This window comes from Streptomyces sp. SM18 (assembly GCF_002910775.2).
Taxonomy (GTDB): domain Bacteria; phylum Actinomycetota; class Actinomycetes; order Streptomycetales; family Streptomycetaceae; genus Streptomyces; species Streptomyces halstedii.
The window spans coordinates 6,615,709-6,639,624 of the sequence record NZ_CP029342.1 but is presented as its reverse complement, the minus strand read 5'-3'; the positions used below and the strand labels follow the sequence as shown (position 1 = coordinate 6,639,624).

Below are 23,916 nucleotides of genomic sequence, written 5' to 3'. Positions count from 1 at the left end.
CTCGTGGGCGCCGGCCCGGTCCGTCCGTCCCGGGCCGGCGGCTGCTTCCTCGGCCGCGCCCCCCGTGTCACATCGGCAGGGGGGTGATGTCGCATTCGATGCGCTGGTGCAGCCGGGCCGCGGTGTGCCACGGGTGGCTCTCCCCGAGGAGGCGGGCGAGGCCCGCCACCGCGGCCGCGTTGAGCCGGTCGGCCTCCTCGGACTCGCCCAGCCCGCGCCGGTCGAGCGAGAGATTCGCCGTGCAGGCCAGTGTGACGGGGTGGGCGGGCCCGGCGGACTCGGTGAGCTTGGGCAGGACGTCCGCGTCGACGGCCTCGGCGCCCGCGAAGTCGAGTCGCGCGTAGGAGTCGTTGGCCTGGCACATCATCGCGGTGAGCGTGCTGATGTGCGTGTCCCCGAGAGTGCTCCGCAGGCTCTCCACCGCCTGCGAGTCCAGCGTCTGCGCCCGGCTCATGTCGCCCAGCGCCCGGAGCGTCGCCGCCAGGTTCACCTTGGCGAACTGGGTGTAGGGGTGGTGGTCGCGCAGCACCTTGCGGTAGGCGTTCAGCGCCTGCTCGCCCAGCTCCCGCGAGCCGGCGAGGTCGCCGTTGAGCCGGCGCTCGACCATGGTGTGGACCGCCGCGCCGAGCGCGTCGGTGTTGTTCAGGCCGTAGCGGGTGGTGAACCGGTCGAGTGTCTGCTCGGCGAGCGGGGCGCCCCCCTCGGACACACCGGCCCTGCGGCGGCACACGGCGAGGTTCAGCGCGGCGCGGATGGTGGCGGCGTTGGCCTCCCCGAAGTGCGTCGCGTACGGCTCGTAGGTGGACTCCTGGAGTGCGCGCGCCCCCAGGTAGTCGCCCGCCTCGCGCATGTCGATCGCGAGCCCGTTCAGCGTGTTGAGGGTGAGCCCGTTCACCGGTCCGTACAGCAGTTCGCGCTGACGGGTCGTCTCCTCGTCGATCTCCCGCGCTCCGGCGAAGTCGCCGTTGAGCCGCAGGGACACGCAGTAGTCGTGTGCCGCGCTCAGGGTGGTGGGGTCCTCGGGCCCGAACAGGTCGCTGGCCCGGTTGAACGCCTCCTTAGCCAGTTCGCGCGCCTCGCGGAACTCGCCCTGGTGGCGCAGCGCCCCGGCCATCTGCCACATGGAGTCGATGAGTTCCTCGTCCGGGATGTCGGCGCCCCGGGAGATCGCCAGCGCCCGTTCGTTATGGACGACGGCCTCGTCGGAGCGGCCGAGGAGGCGCAGGTAGAAGCCGAGCAGCTTGGTGATCCGGATGACGTGCAGGTCCTCGTCGCCGGACTGGGCCCGCCAGGCGGACCACGCCAGCCGGGCCTGGGCGGCGCCCGACTCGTGCGCCCCCCAGTAGTAGAGGAAGAACACCATGTCGTAGACGAGGTCGCGGACCCAGGCGTCGGAGCTCTCGACCGCTCCGGAGGCGATCACGTGCGGCAGGATCGCCTGGTAGGCGGGCCACTGGTCCGGGGAGGCGGGAGCGCCGGGCTTGGCCGTGGTGAGCAGCAGGTGGGCCGCCCTGGTCATGGTCTCCCGCTCCTGGGGGTCCATCCTGGCCACGATGACGTTCTGCATCAGGCGGTGCATCTGCAGGGTGCCGGTCTTGTGGTCCAGCCTGACCAGGGACAGTTTGCTGAGGTCCCGGGTGGCGCGGGCGAGCAGCAGGGGGTCACGCAGGACCGGGTCGAGCTGGGGGGTGATCTGGATGTTGCGGCCGCCCCTGAACAGGTTGAGCGGGATGGGCTCCGGGGCCATGCACGCGCAGATCTCCAGGAGTTGGCGTGCGGCCGGGTTGTCCTGGGAGAGGCGGCCCAGGGAGATGTCCCAGACCGCGGCGACCGGCAGCGGGTAGTCGGGGGACGGGTCGAGTTCCAGGATCTCCGGCCGGCGCTCCTCCAGCAGGCCGAGGTACTCGTCCACCGGCATACCGGTGGCGGCGTGCCAGGCTCCGGCCTGCTCGACGGCGAGCGGCAGGTCGCCCAGCGCGGCGGCCAGCCGGTCCGCGTCCCGGGTACTGAGACCACGGGCGCGGCGCTGGAGCAGGGCGACGCTCTCCTCGCGGTCGAAGACGTCGACGCTGAGAGGCGTCGCGACCCGCTCCCACTCGCGGTTGCGCGAGGTGATGATGATCTTGCCGGGGCCCCCGTTGGGGAAGTACGACCGTACGGCCTCGATGTTCTCGGCGTTGTCGAAGACCAGGAGCCAGTTGTCGAAGGGCTTTCCCGTGCGCAGGGCCTCACGGACGGCGGGCACGGCGGCGTTGGCCTGGGGGCCCACCTCCAGGCCGAGGCTGCGGGCCAGGTCGGCGAGCGCGCCGAGGATCAGGTTCTCCTGCTCGGCGGGGATCCACCAGATGACGTTGAACTCGCCGCTGTGCCGGTAGACGTACTCCACAGCGATCTGCGACTTGCCGACCCCGCCCATGCCGTGCAGCGCGTGCGGCAGGACAGCGGTCGTCTCGTCCTCCCTCAACTGCCGCTCGACGGCGGCCAGCAGGCTCTCCCGCCCGGTGAAGTTGGGGTTCTTGGGCGGTACGTTGCCCATGATCTTCGGCTGGCCGCTGCGGACGAAGCGTAGCTCCGGTGCTGTGACTTCCATGCGCTCGTCGGCCCTCCGGGCATCCTGGTCAACATCTGCGGGTGTCGTGGGCGACACGGATCCTCCTGGTGGAACGGTCGGACGCGACCGGAGAGCTGGGGCACGGTCGTTCACATCAGATGCCTCTTTATCATCTTCTCCGCGCTCGTCCGGCTCTCTGTACTCGTCCGGTTCTCTGTGCTCCTCCGGTGCCGCACCCTCGCCGTGCCGTGCCGCCCCGCTCAGCCGAGCGGCCCTCCGCCGGTAGGGCAGGCCACCGAGTGCGCGCAGGACGGCGAGTTCTATGCGGAGCCAGGCCGGGCCGCTCTCACCGTCCGGCAGCGCCGCGCGCACGGGGTCCCGCAGGGCCGCGCGAAGCCGGATGCCCTGGGTCCGGCCCGCCCGCGAATCAGCCAGCATGCCTACGGCACGGGCGAGTTGGGTGCGGCTGCTGGTGGCGAGCAGTGCCTCGCGCACGCCGTCGGCGAAGTCGGGCCCGTCCTCTCCGTCCCGCTCCCAGTCGATGAGACCGCCCATCATGATCTCGGCGAGGTGGTCGGGACGTGATTCGGGGAAGGCCTGGCCGCGGAGCTCCTCGATGATGTCGAAGCGCATCGGCGCCACCGCCAGCAGGACCGCCAACTGCCGTGCGAGCGGGCTCGCGAGGGAGACGAACCGGCGTACGGCGTCCGCGGCGGCGCGCGGCCCGTCCGTCCGGGGGGCCCTGAGCCCCGGTGTGGAGACGCCCTTGGCCATCGCCCCGGCGAGCACCACCGGAAGCGCCCTGCGCACGCCGCGTTCGCCGGTCACCAGGTCCACCCAGGCGCGGAAGGAACCAGGGCGCAGACTGAGGACGGGGACCGCCACCGAGCCGTCACCCGAATCGGGTAAGGCGCGCGCGTGTTCGGGTACCCCGTGTGGGGGATGACAGTGCAGATGGCGGTTGAGCGCGCCGAAGCCCGCGGCGTCCAGCCGGGCCCGGAAGGGGTAGACCGAGGAACGGTGGCGCAGGTACGGGGGCAGCAGGTGGACCAGCGCGGTGGGCCCGGCGGCCGAGAGGCGGCCCAGCAGTTCGTCGGCCCCGCGCTCCGCCCAGCCGGGGGCGAGGCCGTCGGTGACGACCAGGAAGAGCCGGGCCCCGCGTCCGTCGAGCAGTTCGGCCGGGTCGGCCTCGCGGTTGCCGGGCCAGCGCAGCACGGGTGACGCCCCTTCGGGCAGCGCGATGTCCACGGTGCGCACGTTGCGGAAGGCGCCGCTGTGCACCGCCTCGTCGGCCAGGCGCCCGACCGTGCCGGCCCACACCGGCATGGTGGGCGCGTCGTCCACGAGCAGCATCAGGTCGAAGGCGCGTTCCTGGGCCGGCTCGACGTAGGGGATCCACAACCCGTCGATCAGCCCGTTCTCCGCGGTGCGGGGTTCGTCGAGCCGGTCCCCGTGGCAGGAGGGGACGCGCCTGCCCAGGCCCCGCAGGGCCTTGGCCAGGCTCAGCGGGAGCACACGGCGCGTGCGCGGCCCGTACGGGACGACCGTGTCGGGCCGGCCGGTCGTCACGGTCTCCACGGCGCGCAGGGCGAGGTCACGGACGTCCACGCCGGGCTGGGTGCTCGCGGCGGGCACGGTCTCCGGCACGCCCTGCTCCACGGGGGCCGCCGGGACGTCGGCGGGCATGTCGGAGCCCCCACCGGGTGTCCGCTCGGGGCCGCTCTCCGTACCGCTGGACGAGGTGTGGCCCGCACGGTGCCACGCGGCCGCCAGCCACAGGGCGTCGCCGAGGTCCTGCCAGCTCGCGTCACCGTCGGCCTCGTGCGTGGCGGTGCCTCCGGACGCGACCGTCGGGTCCGGAGCGCGTTCCCGTGGCGAGCCGTTCATCAGCGGCCTTTCGAGAGGTCGCGGAGAAGCATCTCGATGAGCTTACGCCCGTCGCCGTCGGCCCGGAATCCATGGGCCGTGGTGAGTTGCACGGCGTTGAGCAGCTGGTCGACCGACTGGGTGCCCCCGCCGTCCAGCCGCCGGACGAAGTCGTCCACCAGGTCCTCGGCGCCTTCCGGATTCTCCCGCAGATGACTGACCACGATGGAGACGAGCTGCTCACGGCTGGGCGGACGCATCTCCAGGGGGAGGCAGCGGCGCCGGAAGGCGGCCGGGAACTCGCGCTCGCCGTTGCTGGTGATCACCACGACGGGGAACTCCGCGCACTCGACCCTGCCGCCCTCGATGACGGCCCGTCCGTGCGGGTCGTCGGTGAGGACGGAGACCTCGGCCGCTCCCGCGCGCACCAGTTCGGGGATCTCGTAGCTGCCGTTCTCCAGGACGTGGAGGAGGTCGTTGGGCAGGTCGATGTCGCTCTTGTCCAGCTCGTCGACGAGGAGGACCCGGGGGCGTTCGTAGGCGAGCAGAGCCGTCCCGAGCGGCCCGAGGGTGAGGAAGTCACCCAGGTCGGGGGCGGGGCCGGTACCGCCTTCCGCCCCGTCCGCGCCGGCGCGCCAGGCGGCGATGGCCTGGGCCCGGCCGATGGCGTCGTAGTCGTAGAGGCCGCCGCCGAGGGTGGTGCGGCTGACGACGCTCCAGGGCAGGACGCGGCCCAGGCGCAGCTCCTGGGAGATCAGATAGGCGAGGGTGGACTTGCCGACCCCGGGCGGACCCGTGATCAGCAGGGGCCGGCGCAACAGGAGGGCCGCGTTGACCGCGTCGATCTCCTCGTCGCGTAACTGGGCCCCGTCCTGCACGACACCGAGCCTGCGTCGCGCCGACGGCGTGTCCTCGGGCGGAGGCTGCTGGAGGGGGCTTCCGGAGAAGACACGCCAGGGCGGAGGCGAGGGCAGGCGGGGCGGTTCGCCCTCGGGAGGCCGCCCCGTCGCGTGGAAGACCCGCCAGGAAGGCGGCGCGACGGGCTGCACTACCGCGTCCTGCTCGGTCATGCCGTCAACTCCTCACAGTCGACCAGGCGGTTGGGATCGTCCCAGAAAAACGCCAAATGTCTACCCACGAACAGTCCGCCTCGACCCCTCCCCTCGGCTTCTTTACGTAACTGACTTACTTTTGAAGGCAGCTGGGCCTGCGGGTGCCCCAGCAGCAACGTCAGCACCTCGCCCGCCAGGTCGGGGCTCTGCGGTCTGCGGTCCCAGGCTGCAAGGCCCACTCCCTCGTCGATGGCGGCGACGAGCGCTTCCAGGCCGCTGCCGGGCAGTGCGGGAACGTCGAGTATGACCGCGGTCAGCCGGGGCTCCGACGCCAGCGTGGCACGCCAGCGGCCGAGTTGTCCGCCCGCTTCACCGTGCCAGCGGAAGGTCTCGGCCGCACCGGTCTGTCCGAGTCGTCTCCAGCGGGCACGCCAGCGCCTCAGCTGTCCGGGGTCGCGGCTTCTCATGCGGTCCAGGCTCCGCAGGTGGATATGGTAGCGAAGCCCGATGGGCACCGGGTCACGGGTGCGCGTACCCAGTTCGATCCTGGCCATGTCGTGGTTGAGGTACTGGAAGGGCAGGACGAACTCGACCTGCACGGGCGGCTCGTCGTCCGCCTCCTCCACATCCGCCCAGCGTGCCTCGCCGCGGCCGACGGCCCGCTCGATGGCCGCCGGCAGGGTGTCCGGGGTGGTCCGCTCCACGTCGCCGGCCACCGGTTCCCAGTAGCCCGGCGCCGCGTTGACCCAATGGCGTACGTAGACATCGGCCGAACCGTCGTCCGCGGGCTCCGCCATCACGACGAGGCAGCGTGGCACCCCCGGGTCGGCCCTGGGTAACGCCGCGATCGCCCGCCGGCGTACGTCCAGGGCGGCCACGGCGTCCGTACCGGCCTCACGGGCCCACCGGTCGGACCACTCACGGAGCCTCTCGCGGAGCGCCGGGGGCCGGTCGGCGGCCAGGATCTCCAGGAACACCAGGGCGGGCGGCAGGCCGTCCGCCTGGGTGCTGACCTCGCACAGGTAGTCGAAGCGCTGCGAGGGGGACTGACCGTGCGGGAGGTCCACCGCCAGTTCGTGGTGGAGCCGGGCGTACAGCCGGCTGTCGTCGTGCGCGGGGATCTCGGCGAGCATCCGCCGGGCCTCCTGGACCGCCTCGTCGTCGAACTCCGGCTCCAGCTCCGTGACCGCCTCGCCGGGCAGGCCGCCGCCGGCCAGCCGCGCCAGCCCGGCCGAGTCCTCGGGACCGGCCAGCACCTGCACCGCGAAGACCAGCGCCTCAAGGCCCCCGGCACGCTTCATCACGTCCATCACGAGGGCCGCCATGTCCACACGCGGGTTCCTCCGCATGTAGGTGAGCTCCGCCCCGAGATGCGCGCCGACGAGTTCCACGAGATGGACGCACTGGTCGGGGTCGCGTACACAGGGCAGGGCGCAGAGTTCGTCGACGAGTCCCGCGATCAGATACGCGTCGCCCTCACCGAGCCCTTGTGGCACCTGTGTCACCACCGACCATCCCCCAACGAGCCGGTTCACCCCGCATGAACGATCGCGAAGTTATCATGTCGGATCTTCGGCAACCAGGCTCATTCCCGGGGCCGTTGGCCTCTACACCGCCGCCGGGCCCACGCGTACCAGGGGCCCCGGAAGGCTGTTTCACCCCATCGGGTGACGCCCCGTTCGGCCGTACGTGGCGGGGCCGGGCCGGGGGTCGGCCGGTCCTGCGTCCATCGGTCCCGTTGTGCGTGCCTGGGGCTCTTGCCGGACGTGCGCCGCGCGTGGGGACTTCGCCGGTCGTGGCCGCGCGGGGGCCGACGGGTCACGCCGGGGCGGGTCCCGTGCTCTCCCGGACCGTCAGCTCCGGCGCCAGCAGCTCGACCTGCTCCGTGTCGCGGCCCGCGAGCTTCGCCACCACCTGCTCCACGGAGCGGCGCCCCATCTCCTGCGCGGGAATGGCGACGGACGTGAGCCGCACGGAGGCGCCGGTGGCGACCTGCTCCGGGCAGATGGCCACGACGGACACGTCCTCCGGGACGGCGCGTCCCTGCTGCCGGAGCAGGTTGAGCAGCGGTTCGACGGCCGCCTCGTTCTGCACGATGAAGCCGGTCGTGCCCGGCCGTTCGTCGAAGATCCGGGACAGGGTGGTACCCATCGCCGCGTACCCGCCCTCGCAGGGCCGGTGCAGGATCCGCGCGCCGCTCTGCCTGGCCTTGGCCCGGATGCCGTCCACGGTCCGTTCGGCGAAGCCCGTGTGCCGCTCGTAGACGGCGGGCGCCTCGCCGATCACGGCGATCTCCCGGTGCCCCAGCTCGGCGAGGTGCTCCACACACAGTGCGCCGGTCGCCTCGAAGTCGAGGTCCACGCAGGTCAGGCCGGTGGTGTCGGCGGGCAGCCCGATGAGGACGGCGGTGCGGCCCGACTCCCGGAGCAACGGCAGCCGTTCGTCGTGCAGTTCGACGTCCATCAGGATCATCGCGTCCGCCAGCGAACTCCCGGCGATCCGCCGGACGGCGGCGGGGCCCTCCTCGCCGGTGAGCAGGAGGACGTCGTACCCGTGTGTACGCGCGGTGGTGGCGACCGCGATGGCGATCTCCATCATCACCGGCACGTACATGTCGGTGCGCAGCGGCACCATGAGCGCGATGATGTTGGACCGGCTGCTGGCCAGCGCCCGCGCCCCGGCGTTGGGGTGGTAGCCGAGCTGCTGGATGCTGCGCTCCACCCGCTCCCGGGTGGAGGCGGAGATCGACCGCTTCCCGCTGAGGACATAGCTCACCGTGCTCGCGGAGACTCCGGCGTGCTGGGCGACCTCGGCAAGCGTGACCATTCAGCTCTCCCTTGGTGGGGCGGACGAGAGAGCCGGTGAAGCGCTTCGACAACGCTTGGATCCGCCCTGTTCTCCATCCTGACATGCACAGACACCGGGAGCCTAGACTCGCTCACCTGCACTGTCCAGGGCCGGAGTCGAAGCGCTTCGACCTGCCCTGACCGCGCCACCGCCGCCCACGGTGGCCCAGTCGGCCTCCGGTGTCCAGCCGACCGTTCCCACGCACCGGCCCGGGGTCGGCTCCGGACCGGGCCGCGCGGGGGCGGCCAGGACCGTACGGGAGGGCGGGGCGTACAGGAGGGCGGGGCCGTACGGGAGGGAGGAGCCGGTCGGGAGGGGGAGCCCGGTCGGGAGGGGGAGCCCGGTCGGGAGATGGAGCCGGTCGGGAGATGGAACCGGTCGGGTGTCGGTCGCCGCCGCACCCCGGACGGTTGCCCGGCGGTCACGGCAACCGGGATCCCCGCCCTGGCAGCCCTGTGGCGTGGCTCACGGGAACCCCTCGGCCGGCCCGGAGAGGTACGTGGTGTGAGGTGTAACGAACACGGAGATCGGGAGCGCATGCGTGCACGGATCAGGGCGGGCGACCGCGAGGCGTTCGCCGCGCTCTACGAGGAGTACGCGCGGACGGTCTACAACCATGCCTTCCGGCTGACGGGCGACTGGTCGGCGGCCGAGGAAGTCATGTCCGACACCTTTCTGGCGGCCTGGCGCACCCGCCACCAGGTGGAGCCCGAGGGTGACTCGCTGCGGCCGTGGCTGCTCGGGATCGCCACGAACAAGGCGCGCAACGCGAACCGCGGCACCGGGCGTCGTCTGGCCTTCCTGGCCCGCCGCCCCGCCCCCGAACCGGTCGCGGACATCGCGGACACGACGGCCGGGCGGATCGACGACGCACGGCGGCTCGCCGCCGTCCAGCAGGTGCTCGGCCGGTTGCGCCGCCAGGAACGCGAGGTGCTCGCGCTCTGCGTCTGGTCCGGGCTCGACTACGCCCAGGCGGCCGAGGCCCTGGGCGTCCCGGTGGGCACCGTACGGTCGCGGCTGTCGCGTGCGCGTACGCGGCTGCGCCGGCTCACCGATGAGCAGCTCGGCCGGGCACCCGGCGCATCCGGTGGGGAACCGCGGTCCGGCCGCGGAGAGGTAGAGAGCAGGGCCGCGTTCGTGGCCCTGCCCATCCAGGAGGAAGCCCGATGAACGACCGCACCTCCGGCCCCGACCGGGCCGAACGCGAGGAACTGGCCCGGCTGTCGCCGGCCCCGGCCGAACGGGACCTGCCGCCTGGCCGTCATCTCCACCACAAGGACACCCTGATGCGCCTGATCGACCAGGACGGCACCCCGGCCGCCGCCCGGGACACCACCCACTCCCCCGACGCCCCGGACGGCGCCCGTGCCGCCCGCTCGCGCTTCCCGCGCCCCGCCGTCCTGCTGCCCGCCGCCGGACTGGCCCTGGGCGGGGTACTGCTCACCACACTCGCGGTGACCGGCCAGGACGGCGCTCCGGCACCGTCCGGCGCGGGGACCGCTTCCCAGGCCGCGGCGCCGCGCGGCGCGGCCGTACTGCTCGACCGGATCGCCTCGGTCGCCGAGAAGAGCGGCGGACAGACGGTCACCGGCGACCAGTTCGTGTACGTCAAGTCGCTGTCGTCCGGGAACGAGGGCGAATTCGGCGGCCCGGTGAAGCTGACCGAGCCCGACGAACGTGAGGTCTGGATCTCGCAGAAGGCGGGGCCGGTGATCGACGAGGGCCTGATCCACCAGGACGGCTCGTACATCCCGATCACCGTCGGGGTCCCGGACGGCGAGACCCCCGTCGGCTACCCGGCGGGCCTGAACCGGCCCACGTACACGTGGCTCGCCTCGCTGCCCACGGATCCCGACGCCCTGCTCCGGCGGCTCACCACCGAGATCACCCGGGACCAGGACACGCGCGACACCCCGGCCGAGGACCGTGACCCGGACCGGGACGCCTTCGACGCCATCGGTGAACTGCTGCGGGAGACCCTGATGCCACCGAAGACCGCGGCCGCCCTCTACAAGGCCGCGGCGAAGATCCCCGGCGTGACCCTGGACTCCGACGCGGTGGACGCGGCCGGCCGGCACGGCATCGGCGTGGCCCGCGACGACACCCGGGCCGGCTGGCGCACCGCCTGGATCTTCGACGCGGCCACCCTGGAGTACCTGGGTGAACGGGGCTACCTCATCAGGGACACCTCCATGGGCAAGAAGGGCACCCTGATCAACACATCGGCGGTCCTGGAACGCGGGGTCGTCGACGCCTTGCGCGCGAGGCCGTCCACGACCGGGGAGTCCTCGACGACCACCTGACCTCCGCGGCCGGTGCCCCCACGCACCGGCCGCACCGGACCGTGTCCCGCCGGAACCGGCCCCAGGGACGGAGCGGACGACGCCCGGCACGGACGGACGACGCCCGGCACGGACGACGCCCCGCCGCACACGGCCGCCGTTTCCCCTCGTGCGGGACGTCTCAACTCCGGGGACAGGGGTAGGGAGGGGGCATGGCATCGGTGAAGCGTGTTGCTCTTGCTCCTCGCGCGTTGCGGCAGTTGCGGCGCGTCCGCTCCGTGTACGTCGCGGGGATACTGCTGTCCGCACTCGGCCTGCTCTCCTACGACGACACGGCGGCGGGCGTCCGGCAGACGGTGTTCTCGGCGGTCTTCCTGGTGGTGTTCGCCGCGCTCCTCACCCTGACCGCGGTGCAACTGCGGCGGCACGCACGGACGAAGCACTGCAACACGGCGAAGCGGCTGTCCCCGGCCGGCTGAACCGCACCCGCCGGAGGCGGGTGGGTGCGGCCGGGGCCGGCGGCGCCCCAGCCCTCGCACCGGCGGCCACGCCCGGTCTCGTCCTGTTCCAGGTACTGGCGACCGGGCTGCATGTCTCCCAGGGGGAGTTCACAGTTCAAGGGAACCGGTCTGAACGCGGCCCTGGGGCCGAACCACCGCGCCCCTCTTGGGATCGGTGCGGGCGGGGACACCGTGATGAGATGGCCCCGTGAGCCGCACCGTCGAAGAGACCAACCGCCGCATGCTCAGGGCCCGGGACACCATGGACCGTGCGTACGCGCGGCCGCTGGACGTTGCTGCTTTGGCCCGGATCGCCCATGTGTCTCCGGCACACTTCGCCCGCACCTTCCGCGCCACGTTCGGGGAGACTCCACACCGCTACCTGCAACGCCGCCGCGTCGAGCGGGCCATGTTCCTCCTGCGGGAGTCGGACCGCAGCGTCACGGACATCTGTTACGAGGTCGGCTTCGGGAGCCTCGGCACATTCAGCCGCACGTTCCGCGACATCGTCGGGAGTTCGCCGAGGACGTACCGTGAACAAGCGGCCGCCGTCACACACGTGCCCACCTGCTTCACCAAGGCGTGGACCCGGCCGACCGCCTGACCGGCGGTTAGGCCCTTCCGGGCCGGCTTCCGATCGAGCAGTTTCGGATAAGTCTTCGGCGTCCCCGCCGATTAGCGTGGTCCACATGTTCAACGCGATCACACACTCACAGATCTACGTCCTCGACCAGGACCAGGCACTCGACTTCTACGTCGGCAAGCTGGGGCTGGAGGTCAACGCCGACGTCGACATGGGATTCATGCGCTGGCTCACGGTCGGTGTCCCCGGTCAGCCCGAACGCCAGATCCTCCTGGAGAAGCCGGGCCCGCCGGCGATGTCGGAGGAGACGGCCCGACAGGTCCGCGATCTGGTGACCAAGGGGGCGATGGGTGGCTCGCTCATCCTGACCACGGACGACTGCCGCACGACGTACGAGACGCTGCTCGGCCGGGGCGTGAAGTTCACCGACGAGCCCACCGACCGCCCGTACGGAATCGACTGCGGTCTGCGCGACCCCTTCGGCAACAGCATCCGGTTCACCCAGTTGAAGGGCTGACCACCGGTCCGGCCCGGGGACGGGCGGGGGCGTGGCCGCCCGCGCCCCCGTAGCCTCCGTGCCCCTTCCCGACCGGTGTGGGCGACTGACCGGTCCCCGTTCCCCACCGATGGCGATGATCGGCGGGGAACGAGGGTACCGTGATCGAATCTGAGCCCAACCTGGCCGTTTTTCGCGCACGAGGTGACGAACGATGAACGATTACGCGCAGTCCGCTCCCACTCCCCATCCGACGAACGCGCACCCCGCTCGCGTCTACAACGTCTGGCTGGGCGGCAAGGACCACTATCTGGTGGACCAGGAGGCGGCCGAACTGGCCGCCCAGGCCAATCCGACGATCGTGCCGTCGGTCCGCGCCAACCGGGCGTTCCTCGGTCGCGCCGTACGTCACCTCGCGGCGTCCGGGGTGCGGCAGTTCCTCGACATCGGTACGGGCATTCCCGCCGCCGACAACACCCATGAGGTGGCCCAGCGCGCCGTACCCGAATCGCGTGTCGTCTACGTGGACAACGACCCCATCGTCCTCTCGCACGCACGGGCGCTGCTGGTCAGCGGGCCCCAGGGGCAGACCGACTACGTACAGGCCGACGCGCGGGACGTGGACACGATCCTCGACGCGGCCTCCCGCACCCTGGACTTCGAACAGCCGGTCGGCCTGATGCTGGTGGCGATCCTCCAGTACATCAAGGATGCCGAGGACCCCTGGGACATCACCCGCCGGCTGCTGGACCGGCTGGCCCCGGGCAGTCACCTCGTCCTGTCCCACCCGGCCGCCGACGTCACCTCCACCGAGGTGGCCGAGTCCATGCGGATCTACAACGAGCGGGCGGCCAGCCACGCGTCCGCCACCCCGCGCACCCGCGAAGAGGTGGAGCGGTTCTGCGACGGCCTGGAGATCCTGGATCCGGGCGTGGTCACCCTGACCCGCTGGCGTCCCGGACCGACGGACGCCTCGGACGACTCCCTGCCCATGTGGTGCGCCGTGGCCCGCAAGGCCTGACGGCGGCTCACCCACACGCCCCGGGGCCTCACCGGCTGGCGTCGCTCGTGTCCAGCACGTCGGCGTCGGCCGGAGGCCGCACGTCCAACGGCTCGTCGAACTTGCTGAACGTGGTGGTGCTGCGGTAGTCGGGGCCCTTGTAGGCGACCCGGAGGAGATACGGCTCGCCCTCCGCGGCGACGTAGAAGGTGTAGACGCCCTTGTCGTCCTCTTCGTCGGTCACCTTCAGCGGAACCGCCGGACGGCCGTCGATCTCGGTCGGCTTGCCCTTGACCGCGGTCCCGAAGGGGCTGAACGGCCAGGTGCAGTCGACCAGCCCGTCGCCGGGCCCGGACGTGTCGACAGGGGCCTTGATCCACCGTGCCTGGGCCCCGGCCCCCGCCTGCTTCTTCCCCGACCACTGCTCCAGGTAGGCGCGGTCCGGGCGTACGTAGTCCGTGTCACCGATCCGGATCTGTTCGAGGGAGCCGCCCTTGTCCAGGGTGATTTTGTAGGCGCACGTCCCCTTGAGGTCGGTCGTCTGCCGGCTGGAGAAGCCGCTGCCGGCCGTCGCCGTGGTCGACGCCTCGATCGTCACCGTCTTGAGCGCGCCCATCGTCTTGTGCGCCTTCTCCAGCAACTGCTGGTCGGTCAGTTCCGCCTCCCCACCTCCGCCGCCGGCGCAACCGGACAGGACCGCTCCCGCCGCCAGGCAGACCACGGCCGTCGCCACACCGCGCGTCGCTGTCACTCGCATACAAACCCCCCAGGACATGAGCGGTTCACGATACGTGACGTTCACCCCGTGACCGCACGAGAGAGGCGGCGAGCACCCGCCCTGCGCGGAGGGGCCGTTGACCTCGCCCTCCCTGGAACGTGACGACGATCTGTTCCGCCGTCCCGGTCCGTCCCGGCCCCTCCCGTACGACGGCCGGTTCGCCGGAGGTGCCCGCACACATGGTTGTCACAGACGTGCCATACGATGCGCACACCTGTTCGCAATTGCTTCGTCTGAGGATGCTCAAATCATGTCTATCGGTGCCAAGTCCCGGTCTCTGCGTGGTATAGCCGCTGTCGTCGTTCTTCTGGCGGTCGGGGCCACAGGATGTGCCGATGTCGTGGAGGGCGCCAAAGCGGGCGCCAAGAAGGCGGTCCGCCAGCGGTCGGTCTTCTCGCTCACCACCGGCGACTGCTACAACCCGAACAGCGGGGTGACCGACACCGAGGAGTTCAGTGTCGAGGTCGTGCCGTGCACGGAGGCCCATGAGGGCCAGGTCGTGGGCGAGTTCAAGATCGGGGGAGAGAAGGAGTACCCGGGCGAGGACGGCACCACCCAGATCGCGGACGAGCGGTGCCCGGCCGTGGCACAGGAGTTCATCGCCGACACCTGGACCGTTCCCGAGGGCGTGGACCTCTTCTACTACTTCCCCACCAGTGAGAGCTGGAAGACCGGCGACCGTGCCGTGAGCTGCACGTACGCCAAGGACAAGGGCACGTTCACCGGTTCGCTGAAGAGCGGCGACCTCGACGCGGACCAACTGGCCTACCTGAAGGGTTCGAACGCCCTCTACGAAGCGCTGTGGGCGAACCAGCCCGAGGCGGAGCAGGTCGAGGACGACTTCGACGGTTACAAGAAGCAGGCCAAGTCCGTCGGCATCGCGCTCGACATGCACCTCACGGCGCTGAAGGGCATCCAGCAGCCGGAGACCGTCAAGCTGCGCACGCAGTTGGAGAACGCCGCCGAAGCGTGGAAGAAGGCCGCCTCGGCCAAGGACACGGACGCCTTCTACGTCGCCTACGACCTCGCCTTCACCGGCATCGACCCGAACAAGACCGTCGCCGCCCGCAAGGAACTCAAGCTCGCCACCACCGTCCCGGCCGACGACGCGGAGGTCTGGGCCGACTGACTCGGTTCTTGGCGGCCGGCCTTGTCCTTGGGGGCCGGCCCTGTGCTTGGGGGCCGGAGCGTTCTGCCGGCCCTGCCTTGAGGGCCGGCACTTCCCGCCGCCGCTCTCCCTGACCGCCTGCCCGTGCGGCGTCGCGGAGCCCCCGCACGGGCTTTGGCTGATTCAGGTCCGTCCAACGGTGCCGGTGGGGCCGGTGGTACGGATGGGCCGCATGGCGGAACCGTGGGGGTGCGGGGGCGCCCGTGGGACGCGTCAGGGCTTCCGGGCGACGCCCGCGTAGATCGGGACCGGGCCCGCTCCGGCGGGCACGGGGGCCGCCCCGGGGTCCGGTCGCCAGTCCCCCAGCGGTACCACTCCCGGGTCGAGCAGCTCCAGGCCCTCGAAGAACCGGGCGACCTCGGCATGCGTACGCGGGACGAACGTGGCTCCGCGTGCCGCGTAGGCCGCCACCCCTTCGGCGACCGTCTCGGGGTCGAAGTCGCCGGTGGCCTGGGACAGCACGAGGTGGCTGCCGGGGGCCAGCGCGCGGACGTAGCGTCCCACCAGTTCGTGTACCCGGTCGGCGTCGGGCAGGAAGTGCGTCAGGGCGACGAGCGAGAGGGCCACGGGACGGGTGAAGTCCAGTGTCTCGGCAGCCAGTTCGAGAAGCGCGTCCGGCTCGCGCACATCGGCGTCGATGTACCGCGTCACCCCCTCGGGCGTGCCCCGCAGCAGCGCGCCGGAGTGCGCCAGCACGATCGGGTCGTTGTCCACGTAGACGACGCGTGCGTCGGGAGCGGCGGCCTGGGCGATCTGGTGCAGATTGGGTTCGGTCGGAATGCCCGAGCCGATGTCCAGGAACTGCCGGATGCCCTGGTCGGCGAGGTGGCGCACCGCGCGCCGCATGAACTCCCGGTTGTGGCGGGCGAACTGCTTGATCTCGGGCTGGAGTCGGAGGAGCTGGCGCCCGAGTTCCTCGTCGACCGGGTAGTTGTCCTTTCCGCCGAGAAACCAGTCGTACATGCGGGCCGGGTGGGGCCTGGTGGTGTCGATACGGTGGACGGTGGAGGCCGCAGGGGCCGTGGAGGCGGTGGAATCGGTGCCGGTCCCGCTCATGCGGTGCTCACTCCTCAGGGTGTCCGTTCAACACGTCCAACCTTTCACGCCGTACGTGTGCGGCACCGGACGCTTTCCGGTCACGCCGCCGCACCGCGCCTGTACGCGGTGGGTGTGACGGCCCGAGGCCGCGTCGAAGGGACGCGGGTCCCGGCCGGCGCCCCTCGCTCCCGGCCGGCCGGACCGTGCTGTCGGAGGCGGGGTTCCGGGCTCCTCTACGATCGTCCGCGTGTGCGCACATGTGATAGTCGCGGAAGACGATGCCAAACAGGCCGAGCTGGTACGCCGCTACCTCGAACGCGAGGGTCACGCGGTCACCGTGGTGGGCGACGGCCTCGCGGCACTGGAGCGGGCCCGGCAGGGTACGCCGGACCTGCTCGTCCTCGACGTGATGATGCCCCGGGCCGACGGACTGGACGTGGTCCGCGTACTGCGCGCCGAGGGGCGGGAGTTGCCGGTCCTCATGCTGACCGCCCGGTCGACGGAGGACGATCTGCTGCTCGGACTCGACCTGGGCGCCGACGACTACATGACCAAGCCGTACAGCCCCCGGGAGCTGATGGCACGAGTGCGCACCCTCCTGCGGCGTACCCGCCGGGACTCGGACGCGGACCGCGGGGACGACCCCGTGGTGCGGGTGGGCGCGCTGGCCGTCGACGCGCGGCGGCACGAAGTGGCGGTGGACGACGTACGGGTCACGTGTACGCCGGGTGAGTTCCGGCTGCTGTCCGCGATGGCGGCCGAGCCCGGACGCGTCTTCACCCGTGGGCAACTGCTCGCGGAACTCCACGGGTTCGACCGGTACATCAGCAGCCGGACGGTGGACGTGCACATCATGAACCTCCGCAAGAAGATCGAGCGCGCTCCTCGTCGCCCGGCCCGGCTGCTCACCGTCTTCGGGGTCGGCTACAAACTGGTGGACCCCGCGAAGGGGACCTCGCGTGCGTCGGCGCGCTGAGTCGCGTCGGCGCGCCGAGTACGGCGGCGGGCGCCGGCTGCCGTTGCGCAGGAGTCTGCTGGGCCGGCTGCTGGCCGTGTCGGCGCTGGTCGCCTCCTGTTCGGTCGCCGCGACCGCCTGGCTCGCCGTACAGACCACCTCCGGGGCGATCGAGCAGGAGCAGGGCCGCAACCTCGCCGCCGACACCCGGGTCCTGGACACCCTGCTCGGTTACGCGGCGGAGCACGCCACCTGGGACGGTGTCGGTGAGACCGTGCGCGAGCTGGCCGACACCTCGGACCGGCGGATCACTCTGACGACGCAGAGCAGGCAGATCCTCGCCGACTCCGCCGGGTCCTCCCCTCCCCCGCCCGCTCTGCCCCCTCAGGCGTCGGCCGTCGTGGATCCGCTGTCCGTGGCCACCACCACGTCCGGATCCGGGTCGGTCGGAGCCGCGCCCGTGAAGGTCGGCACGCCCGACGAGGAAGACGGCGCCGGCACCCGCACGAGCGCCGACGGCGACACGGGCGCCGACGCGGGCGGCGACCCCGACGCGGGCGGTCCCGCCACCACGGCGGACGGCGCTCCGGACCGGCCGGTGGCCTCCGGAGCGGCGACCGTCCCCGAGGTGGCGGAGGTTCCCGGCCCCACTCCGGCGACGTCCGGCACATCCGGACAGCTCGCGGTGACCCAGGCCGCGAACGACCGGATCGACCCCCGGGCCGCCGGTCCGTTCCGGCTGCCGGAGGCCGAGCGTACGTCGCTCAGGCGCACCGCCGAAGACGCCGCGCAGTGCCTCGGCGGGTTCGGGATCGCCGCGGACATCGTCGAGAGCCCGAGCGGCCGGCCCCGTATCCAGGTCGTGGGCAACGACCCGGACCGGGTGCGGGGCAGCCGGTGTTCGACGGACAGGCTGGACATCCCCACCGCGACCGAGGCGAAGGCGCTGGCCTCGCTCAACGAGCTCGTGGACGCGTGTCTGGAACGGCAGGGGCGAGAGGCCGTGCGGCTCGATCTCGATCTCTCCTGGGAGTCGGACGACGCATACGCTCCGGCCTCGGACGACGCGGAGCCCACGCCCGCGCTCGCCGTGCCGGAGGAGCGCATGCCGGGCCCCGTTCCCGAGCGCATGGCACGGGACAGCGAGAACGACCGGGACATCGCCTCGTGCGTCGGCATCGCCCGTCAGGAACAGCTGAGTTCCTACGTCGCCTCCCCCGCGCTGCTGTTCATCAGCGACCCGGGCGGCGGCACCGTCCCCGGCTTCGACCTGTCCCCCGCCAACACGGCGAAGATCGTCGGAGTGGCGGCACTCGTCCTCGCGCTCACCGTCGGCGCCTCGGTGCTCGCCGGGATCCGGCTCGTACAGCCGCTGCACGCGCTCACGGGGGCCGCCCAGCGGATGCGCGACGGCCAGGACTCGGCGCCCGTGCTGGTCACCACGGACAACGAGGTCGGCCGGCTGGCCACCGCCTTCAACGACATGGCGGAGCACCGGGCCCGGCTGGAGCAGCAGCGCAAGGTGATGGTCAGCGACGTCGCGCACGAGCTGCGTACCCCGTTGAGCAACATCCGGGGCTGGCTGGAGGGTTCGCAGGACGGGATCGCCGACCCGGACGCGAGGTTCGTCTCCTCGCTCCTGGAGGAGGCGATGCAGTTGCAGCACATCATCGACGACCTCCAGGACCTGGCGGCGGCCGACGCGGGCGCGCTGCGGCTGCACCCCGAACCGGTGCGGATCGAGGACCTGCTCGCCCATGTCGCCGCCGCGCACCAGGCGCAGGCCGAGGCCGCGGAGGTGAGCCTGACGGTGGCCGAGGCGGACGGGCGGGGGCCGGTGCCCGAGATCACCGCCGACCCGGTACGGCTGCGGCAGGCGGTCGGCAATCTGGTGTCCAACGCCGTACGCCACACACCGGCGGGCGGGCGGGTGACACTGCGCGCTTACGGCGCCGGGGACGGGGAAGAGAAGGGGGGACGCGAAGAGATCGTGGTGGAGGTCGCCGACACGGGCAGCGGTATCGCCCCGGAGGACCTGCCGTACGTCTTCGACCGGTTCTGGCGTGCCGAGAAGTCCCGGAGCCGCCGCACCGGGGGAAGCGGGCTGGGGTTGGCGATCGTGCGCAAGCTGGTCGAGGCCCACGACGGGAGGACCGGTGTGCTCAGCACGGTGGGCGAGGGCTCGGTCTTCACCCTGCGGCTGCCGGTGGCGGGCCCGGTGGAGCAGGACGTCGGCCGGCCCTGACGCGACGGACGTCGGCCGAGGCTGACGCGATGGACATGGCGTCCTGACAGGTTTCTCACAACTCCGTTCCAGGGTAGGGGCATGCCCGGCCCCGACGCGCGTCCGCGCTTCGGTTGCATCGACGCCGGGCTGGAATCGGAGTCATCCATGTCCCTTCGTCCGACCCTGCGTACCGCGGCCCTCGCCGCCGTAGCCATGGGCGCGGTCCTGCTCCCCGCCACCACCGCCGTCGCCGACAGTTCGCCCACGCAGCCGAGCGTCGTCGCCGAGTCCGCCACTCCGGCCCCCGCCGCCGAGCGCGGGGACACCGCGACCCCGGTTCCGGCCGAAGCGGTGCCGGCGGGCACGATGCCGCGCGGCGGCGTGGACGCCGGGGAGCGTCCGGCCGAGCAGACCGGCGCGACGGCGCTCTACGGCTCGGCCGCGGGAGCGGTCCTGCTGGCGGGTGCGGGCACGCTCGTGCTGCGCCGCAGGTCCGCAGCTCAGCGCGACAGCTGATCCACCTCGGTGGCGCCGCCCGGAGACGGGCGGCGCCATTCGCCGTTCCCGTTCCCCTCTATCGCCTCCCCTCGCCTCCCCTCCCCTTGTCCGCTCGTCGCACCGGAGTTCCCATGTCCCTCACACCGCACGTCTCGTCGCGGATCGCCGTGTTCGCGGCGGTCGCCGGTCTGCTGCTCGTCCCGCTCACCGGCTGCGGTACGGCGGATGCCCCCGAGGCGTCCGCCGGGACCCCCTCGCACACCCGCTCGTCATCGCCCCCTCAGTCGTCCCACTCCCAGGAATCGCCGAAGGCACCGGCCCCGACGCAGGTCACGGTCCCCTCGCTCGGGATCGACAGCACGCTGATGCGGCTCGGACTCAACGAGGACGGCAGCGTGGAGGTTCCGCCCGCGGAGAAGGGCATGACGGCCGGCTGGTACGCGGGCGGGGCCGTCCCGGGCGAACCGGGCCCCGCGGTGCTCATCGGCCACAACGACACACGGTTCGGCAAGGCCGTCTTCCATGACCTGCACAAGATCGCCGAGGGAGCCGAAATCACGGTGGTCGACGGAGCGGGCACGGCAAAGCACTTCACGGTCACCGGAAAGGAGACCGTGGCCAAGGGGTCCTTCCCCACCGAGAAGGTCTACGGACCGACCGGGGACCGGGCACTCCGGCTGATCACCTGCGACGGGGAGTTCGACACCGACGGCCACCCGGTGGACAACCTGATCGTGTACGCGAAGCTGAGCTGACCCGTCACCGCGCGGCCGGGGAGACCGGCCTGCCCGCACCGGCCGCATACCCAACAGGGCTAGGAGCCATTGTCGTCAGGACGCGTTCGACGGTGACTCCGTGTCCCGCGAAGAAGGCGTGGGCGCGTTGCCAGAACCCGATCGCGGTGTGCTGGCGTTCGTCGGGCAGGATCTCGCTGTAGGCGAGGCGGGAGTGGTCGTCGACGGCGGAGTGGTGTAGCTGTAGCCGATCACCGGTTTGCAGTTCTTGCGAAGGTCGGTGGTGGCCTGCCGCCGCGCATTACGGTGGGACACGAAGACCTCCGGTGTGGTGCGTTCCTAGACAGCTCCACCACACCGGAGGTCTTCGCCTTTGATCAAGACCCCCGTGTCAACAACGCTCGTGATCAATACAACCAGATCCCTGCCGGCTCCTTCACGGGCCGGGACTGATCGGCATCGTCGAGATCTCCCGGTGAGGCGGGACGACGACGGGGCCGCGCCGCTCTCGGCTACGCGCGGACCCCGGTGCCACTGTGCGATCAGCCGCTGGTGCGGCGAAGGCGGACGAGGTTTTCGGCGGCTTCCGCAACGCCCGCCGCAGCGGCCCGACCGTACCAGTGCTTCGCGCCGTCGAGGTCTCCCCGCTCGCGCAGAAGGTTTCCGAGGTTGAACATGGCATCCGAGTGCTGTGCCCCGGCTGCTCTGCGGTACCAGGTCTCCGCCACCTCCAGGTCACCACGCTCGTGGGCGAGGAGGCCCAGGGAGAACGCTCCGCCGGGATGTCCGGCCTCGGCACTGGCTCGACTCCATCGCTCGCTCTCGGTCAGGTCGCCGCGTTCGGCCGCCAGGTGGGCGAGGTTGTACATGGCCAACGCGTCGCCTTCCTCCGCGGCGCGCAGCAGTTGTCCATGGCCGGCGCCGTCGCCCTGACCGATCAGGAACATGGCGTAGTCGTTGGCGGCTCCGGGCACTCCGGCCTCGACGGCGCGCCGGAAGTGGAGCGAGGCCTTCTCTGTGTCACCGAGTATCTGGTGGAGATCGGCAAGGCGGTAGGCCGCCAGATCGTCGCCCGCCTCCAGTGCCTTCGTCCACCATGACAGCGCCTGGGGCGCGTCTCGCCCGAGCAGGCCCAGGTCGCCAAGTTCGAGCATGGCCCGTGCCTCCCCCCGTGACGCCGCTGCGCGCAGCACCGGCTCAGGCCGGTCAGGTGTGGGAACGGGAGGCTCAGCGGTCACCTCTCCGATGAGCTGACGCACCTGTCGCCGCTCCAGCCACTGGCGGCCTGCCCACAGGGAGATGACCAGAAGCAGACCCAGGTAAATCGGCCATCCCTGCATGTCGTGGCCCTTCCCCTCAGTAGTGGCTCCCGTGCGGCCACGCGCCGTTGCCCTCATGCTTCCCTTGTCCTGCGGATGGCATGTTCCGGCGCCGTATTCCGCGTCGGTGCGGCCGGTGGCACCGTTCGGGGGGCGTCACCAGGACGACGTCATCGAGGGCGGAAGTGAGGGGTTGTGGCGGGTAACCCACTCGATGCCGCACGCGACCTCGTGAAGCTGGTGGATGGGCGCCTACGGCCTCCTGACCGACTGTACGGTGCCCTTCCCCGTCGACTTGCTCCGGCGGAGCGATCTCTCGTCGTCGACCGCTTCACGCCGCCCCGTTCCCAACGGCCTGCGCCCCCTGGAACAGGACTTCGGTGACACCCTGAACGTTTCCGGTCGCAGCACCAGCCACACCTCATCGCATCTGACAGTCCATCGGCCGGTACGCCTCAGGGCCGCGACGGTATGGCCGTGGCCGGCACGGCGAGATAGCCGGTGTACGTCCCCGCGCCCCGGGTGTCCGCCAGGACCACCCGGGGCCAGGCGCTCGCGTACGGCGGTGGCTGCCCCTCGCCCGCCACGAGCACGGCCGTCGCCACCCGCCGTGCGCCCGCCCGGACTTCGGCGGGAGTGGCGCTGGCGTCGTGCCCGGTGGTCTGGCGCGAGGAGCAGCCGGCGTAGTACGCGATCGGCACGGCCTGGTCCCCGCTGAGCACGCAGGGCGGCCGCACCCCCGCCCGGTGCAGGGCGTCGGCAACGGCCGCGTACTCGGCGCCGGTGGAGTGACTGCTCGCCGACACCCGGCTGAGGACCTGGAGTTGGACGGTGAGGTGTCCGACCACGAGGAGGGCGAGGGCGGCGAGCCCGACCGGCCGTCCGGCACGCCGCGCCCGGGTGAACAGGTACACCACGCATTCGGCCACCGGCACGGCGAGCACGGCGTACGCCGGGAGCAGGAAGCGGGGTGCCGCGTACCCGATCAGGAACAAATAGGGCACCGCCAGGAATCCTGCGGTCACGGTCGTCACGCATGCGGCCGTGCCTCGGCCCGCCCGGCGTGCGACGAGTGCCCCGCCCGCGGTGAGGAACGGCAACGCCGCCCACCACACGGTGGTTCCCGGCCTCTTCCAGGGGATGTCGCAGGGCCGGCACAGGGTGCGCCCCTCCAGCGCCTTGGCCTGGTCGTCGACGGCGATGTTCCAGCCCAGCCCGCCCTGGATCTCACTGGCACGGTGCAACCGGGCCACCGGTCCCCCGTGGTACGCGAACGCCTCGACGATCCACGGCGCACACCCGGCCAGCAGCCCGGCCGCCAGCGCCACCAGCATCGTCGGCCTGCGCACGGCCACCAGGAGCAAAGGGAGCGCCAGCCACATTCCGTCGGCGGGCCGCATCAGTGTGACGGCGGCGACGGCGGCACCCGCCCCGATCGGTGCCGCGCGCCCGGTCTCCCCGAGCACGGCGCGCGCGACCCACCCGGCGGCGGCCAACGCCCCGAGGGCACACCACAGGTTGGGCATCGCCATCGAGCCGTAGAACAGGGTCGGCCAGAGCCCCGCGAAGAACGCGCCCGCACAGACGAGGACGGGGGTGGGCAACAGCCTGCGCCATACCCACAGGACGCCGACGAGCGCGGTGGCGGACAGGACCGCGAGGTAGAGCCGCAGGAAGGTGACGGACGCGGTGAGGGCGGTGACCGGGGCGACCAGGTAGGAGGTTCCCCGGGCGCGTGGCGCGCTGAAGAACGCGGGCGGGGCGCTGCCACCGGCCTGGCTGAGGTAGACGGTTTCGTCCCAGGACGGCCCCGATCCCGGTACGACGACGACCAGTTGGACAGCGACGAAGACGACGGCGACTGCGGCGAGCCACGGCAGCGGCCGGTGCGCGGGGCCGTCCGGCCGGGCCGGCGCGGCGGGCGGTGCCGGACGGGACGCCGTGTTCGCGAACATGACCGCTCCTCAGCACGAGCAAGGGGACAGTTGGGGGTGAAACATGACAGAGGACACCCTGCCTGAA

The 23,916-nt window shown here is 71.8% G+C and carries 19 protein-coding genes and 1 pseudogene; 11 read left to right on the top strand and 9 right to left on the bottom strand.

The features are described 5' to 3' along the window. Window positions 1-67: 67 nt before the first annotated feature. The 4 genes from fxsT to B9S64_RS29455 all read right to left on the bottom strand — a co-directional run bounded on the left by fxsT (window position 68) and on the right by B9S64_RS29455 (window position 8,295). Window positions 68-4,438 (bottom strand): FxSxx-COOH system tetratricopeptide repeat protein, encoded by a 4,371-nt coding sequence (fxsT, locus tag B9S64_RS29470; protein ID WP_103489890.1) that lies wholly within the window; start codon window positions 4,436-4,438, stop codon window positions 68-70. Further along, window positions 4,438-5,487 carry a MoxR family ATPase gene (locus tag B9S64_RS29465; protein ID WP_103489892.1) on the bottom strand — a complete coding sequence of 350 codons (1,050 nt, stop codon included), beginning with the start codon at window positions 5,485-5,487 and terminating at the stop codon, window positions 4,438-4,440. The genes fxsT and B9S64_RS29465 overlap by 1 nt, the downstream gene beginning before the upstream one ends. Next, window positions 5,484-6,974 (bottom strand): hypothetical protein, encoded by a 1,491-nt coding sequence (locus B9S64_RS29460; RefSeq protein WP_258037747.1) that lies wholly within the window; start codon window positions 6,972-6,974, stop codon window positions 5,484-5,486. Before B9S64_RS29460 ends, B9S64_RS29465 begins: the two co-directional genes overlap by 4 nt. Window positions 6,975-7,287: 313 nt before the next feature. Next, window positions 7,288-8,295: a LacI family DNA-binding transcriptional regulator gene (locus B9S64_RS29455; RefSeq protein WP_103489895.1), complete on the bottom strand. Its 1,008-nt coding sequence runs from the start codon at window positions 8,293-8,295 to the stop codon at window positions 7,288-7,290. Window positions 8,296-8,853: 558 nt separating this feature from the next. On the opposite strand from B9S64_RS29455, the gene B9S64_RS29450 reads away from it, so the two are divergent. The 6 genes from B9S64_RS29450 (at window position 8,854) to B9S64_RS29425 (ending at window position 13,198) form a co-directional block, all read left to right on the top strand. Beyond that, on the top strand, window positions 8,854-9,486 hold the full coding sequence (locus B9S64_RS29450; RefSeq protein ID WP_103489897.1) for an RNA polymerase sigma factor: 633 nt from the start codon (window positions 8,854-8,856) through the stop codon (window positions 9,484-9,486). After that, complete coding sequence (locus B9S64_RS29445; protein ID WP_103489899.1) at window positions 9,483-10,619, top strand: CU044_5270 family protein; 1,137 nt, start codon at window positions 9,483-9,485, stop codon at window positions 10,617-10,619. The genes B9S64_RS29450 and B9S64_RS29445 overlap by 4 nt, the downstream gene beginning before the upstream one ends. A 191-nt stretch (window positions 10,620-10,810) precedes the next feature. After that, window positions 10,811-11,077 carry a hypothetical protein gene (locus B9S64_RS29440; RefSeq protein WP_103489901.1) on the top strand — a complete coding sequence of 89 codons (267 nt, stop codon included), beginning with the start codon at window positions 10,811-10,813 and terminating at the stop codon, window positions 11,075-11,077. Window positions 11,078-11,306: 229 nt separating this feature from the next. Beyond that, window positions 11,307-11,702, top strand: a complete 396-nt coding sequence (locus B9S64_RS29435) for a helix-turn-helix domain-containing protein (protein ID WP_258037748.1) — start codon at window positions 11,307-11,309, stop codon at window positions 11,700-11,702. Between the two features lie 85 nt (window positions 11,703-11,787). Further along, entirely contained in the window at window positions 11,788-12,198 is a 411-nt protein-coding gene (locus tag B9S64_RS29430; RefSeq protein ID WP_103489923.1) for a VOC family protein, read from the top strand. A 193-nt stretch (window positions 12,199-12,391) separates the two neighbouring features. Next, complete coding sequence (locus B9S64_RS29425) at window positions 12,392-13,198, top strand: SAM-dependent methyltransferase (RefSeq protein ID WP_030632543.1); 807 nt, start codon at window positions 12,392-12,394, stop codon at window positions 13,196-13,198. Between the two features lie 28 nt (window positions 13,199-13,226). On the opposite strand, the gene B9S64_RS29420 is transcribed toward B9S64_RS29425, so the two are convergent. Next, window positions 13,227-13,934, bottom strand: coding sequence for a hypothetical protein (locus B9S64_RS29420; RefSeq protein WP_258037749.1), 708 nt, complete (start codon window positions 13,932-13,934; stop codon window positions 13,227-13,229). A 271-nt stretch (window positions 13,935-14,205) separates the two neighbouring features. Here B9S64_RS29420 and B9S64_RS29415 point away from each other — a divergent pair, with 271 nt between their 5' ends. After that, window positions 14,206-15,084, top strand: a complete 879-nt coding sequence (locus B9S64_RS29415) for a septum formation family protein (RefSeq protein ID WP_103489904.1) — start codon at window positions 14,206-14,208, stop codon at window positions 15,082-15,084. Between the two features lie 252 nt (window positions 15,085-15,336). Here B9S64_RS29415 and B9S64_RS29410 read toward each other — a convergent pair whose 3' ends face one another. Next, window positions 15,337-16,179, bottom strand: coding sequence for an SAM-dependent methyltransferase (locus B9S64_RS29410; RefSeq protein WP_103489906.1), 843 nt, complete (start codon window positions 16,177-16,179; stop codon window positions 15,337-15,339). A gap of 229 nt (window positions 16,180-16,408) precedes the next feature. Here B9S64_RS29410 and B9S64_RS29405 point away from each other — a divergent pair, with 229 nt between their 5' ends. The 4 genes from B9S64_RS29405 (at window position 16,409) to B9S64_RS29390 (ending at window position 20,596) form a co-directional block, all read left to right on the top strand. After that, window positions 16,409-17,137: a response regulator transcription factor gene (locus B9S64_RS29405; RefSeq protein WP_181012197.1), complete on the top strand. Its 729-nt coding sequence runs from the start codon at window positions 16,409-16,411 to the stop codon at window positions 17,135-17,137. Continuing rightward, complete coding sequence (locus B9S64_RS29400; RefSeq protein ID WP_258037750.1) at window positions 17,121-19,361, top strand: cell wall metabolism sensor histidine kinase WalK; 2,241 nt, start codon at window positions 17,121-17,123, stop codon at window positions 19,359-19,361. Before B9S64_RS29405 ends, B9S64_RS29400 begins: the two co-directional genes overlap by 17 nt. A gap of 147 nt (window positions 19,362-19,508) precedes the next feature. Further along, window positions 19,509-19,859 carry an LPXTG cell wall anchor domain-containing protein gene (locus B9S64_RS29395; protein ID WP_103489928.1) on the top strand — a complete coding sequence of 117 codons (351 nt, stop codon included), beginning with the start codon at window positions 19,509-19,511 and terminating at the stop codon, window positions 19,857-19,859. Between the two features lie 113 nt (window positions 19,860-19,972). Further along, window positions 19,973-20,596 carry a class F sortase gene (locus B9S64_RS29390; RefSeq protein ID WP_103489907.1) on the top strand — a complete coding sequence of 208 codons (624 nt, stop codon included), beginning with the start codon at window positions 19,973-19,975 and terminating at the stop codon, window positions 20,594-20,596. Window positions 20,597-20,669: 73 nt separating this feature from the next. Here the strand turns inward: B9S64_RS29390 and B9S64_RS29385 are convergent. The 3 genes and pseudogenes from B9S64_RS29385 to B9S64_RS29375 all read right to left on the bottom strand — a co-directional run. After that, window positions 20,670-20,810: pseudogene (locus B9S64_RS29385) on the bottom strand (IS481 family transposase); the annotation flags it as partial. A gap of 307 nt (window positions 20,811-21,117) precedes the next feature. Next, on the bottom strand, window positions 21,118-21,729 hold the full coding sequence (locus B9S64_RS29380) for a tetratricopeptide repeat protein (protein WP_103489908.1): 612 nt from the start codon (window positions 21,727-21,729) through the stop codon (window positions 21,118-21,120). A gap of 620 nt (window positions 21,730-22,349) precedes the next feature. Then, window positions 22,350-23,849, bottom strand: coding sequence for a hypothetical protein (locus tag B9S64_RS29375; protein WP_103489910.1), 1,500 nt, complete (start codon window positions 23,847-23,849; stop codon window positions 22,350-22,352). Window positions 23,850-23,916 lie beyond the last annotated feature (67 nt).

Excerpts from the sequence above, each read along its gene's own strand:
- fxsT (WP_103489890.1), bottom strand. The coding sequence starts at position 4,438 with ATGAACGGCTCGCCACGGGAACGCGCTCCGGACCCGACGGTCGCGTCC.
- B9S64_RS29465 (WP_103489892.1), bottom strand. The coding sequence starts at position 5,487 with ATGACCGAGCAGGACGCGGTAGTGCAGCCCGTCGCGCCGCCTTCCTGG.
- B9S64_RS29455 (WP_103489895.1), bottom strand. The coding sequence starts at position 8,295 with ATGGTCACGCTTGCCGAGGTCGCCCAGCACGCCGGAGTCTCCGCGAGC.
- B9S64_RS29450 (WP_103489897.1), top strand. The coding sequence starts at position 8,854 with ATGCGTGCACGGATCAGGGCGGGCGACCGCGAGGCGTTCGCCGCGCTC.
- B9S64_RS29445 (WP_103489899.1), top strand. The coding sequence starts at position 9,483 with ATGAACGACCGCACCTCCGGCCCCGACCGGGCCGAACGCGAGGAACTG.
- B9S64_RS29440 (WP_103489901.1), top strand. The coding sequence starts at position 10,811 with ATGGCATCGGTGAAGCGTGTTGCTCTTGCTCCTCGCGCGTTGCGGCAG.
- B9S64_RS29430 (WP_103489923.1), top strand. The coding sequence starts at position 11,788 with ATGTTCAACGCGATCACACACTCACAGATCTACGTCCTCGACCAGGAC.
- B9S64_RS29425 (WP_030632543.1), top strand. The coding sequence starts at position 12,392 with ATGAACGATTACGCGCAGTCCGCTCCCACTCCCCATCCGACGAACGCG.
- B9S64_RS29420 (WP_258037749.1), bottom strand. The coding sequence starts at position 13,934 with ATGCGAGTGACAGCGACGCGCGGTGTGGCGACGGCCGTGGTCTGCCTG.
- B9S64_RS29415 (WP_103489904.1), top strand. The coding sequence starts at position 14,206 with ATGTCTATCGGTGCCAAGTCCCGGTCTCTGCGTGGTATAGCCGCTGTC.
- B9S64_RS29410 (WP_103489906.1), bottom strand. The coding sequence starts at position 16,179 with ATGAGCGGGACCGGCACCGATTCCACCGCCTCCACGGCCCCTGCGGCC.
- B9S64_RS29395 (WP_103489928.1), top strand. The coding sequence starts at position 19,509 with ATGTCCCTTCGTCCGACCCTGCGTACCGCGGCCCTCGCCGCCGTAGCC.
- B9S64_RS29390 (WP_103489907.1), top strand. The coding sequence starts at position 19,973 with ATGTCCCTCACACCGCACGTCTCGTCGCGGATCGCCGTGTTCGCGGCG.
- B9S64_RS29380 (WP_103489908.1), bottom strand. The coding sequence starts at position 21,729 with ATGCTCGAACTTGGCGACCTGGGCCTGCTCGGGCGAGACGCGCCCCAG.
- B9S64_RS29375 (WP_103489910.1), bottom strand. The coding sequence starts at position 23,849 with ATGTTCGCGAACACGGCGTCCCGTCCGGCACCGCCCGCCGCGCCGGCC.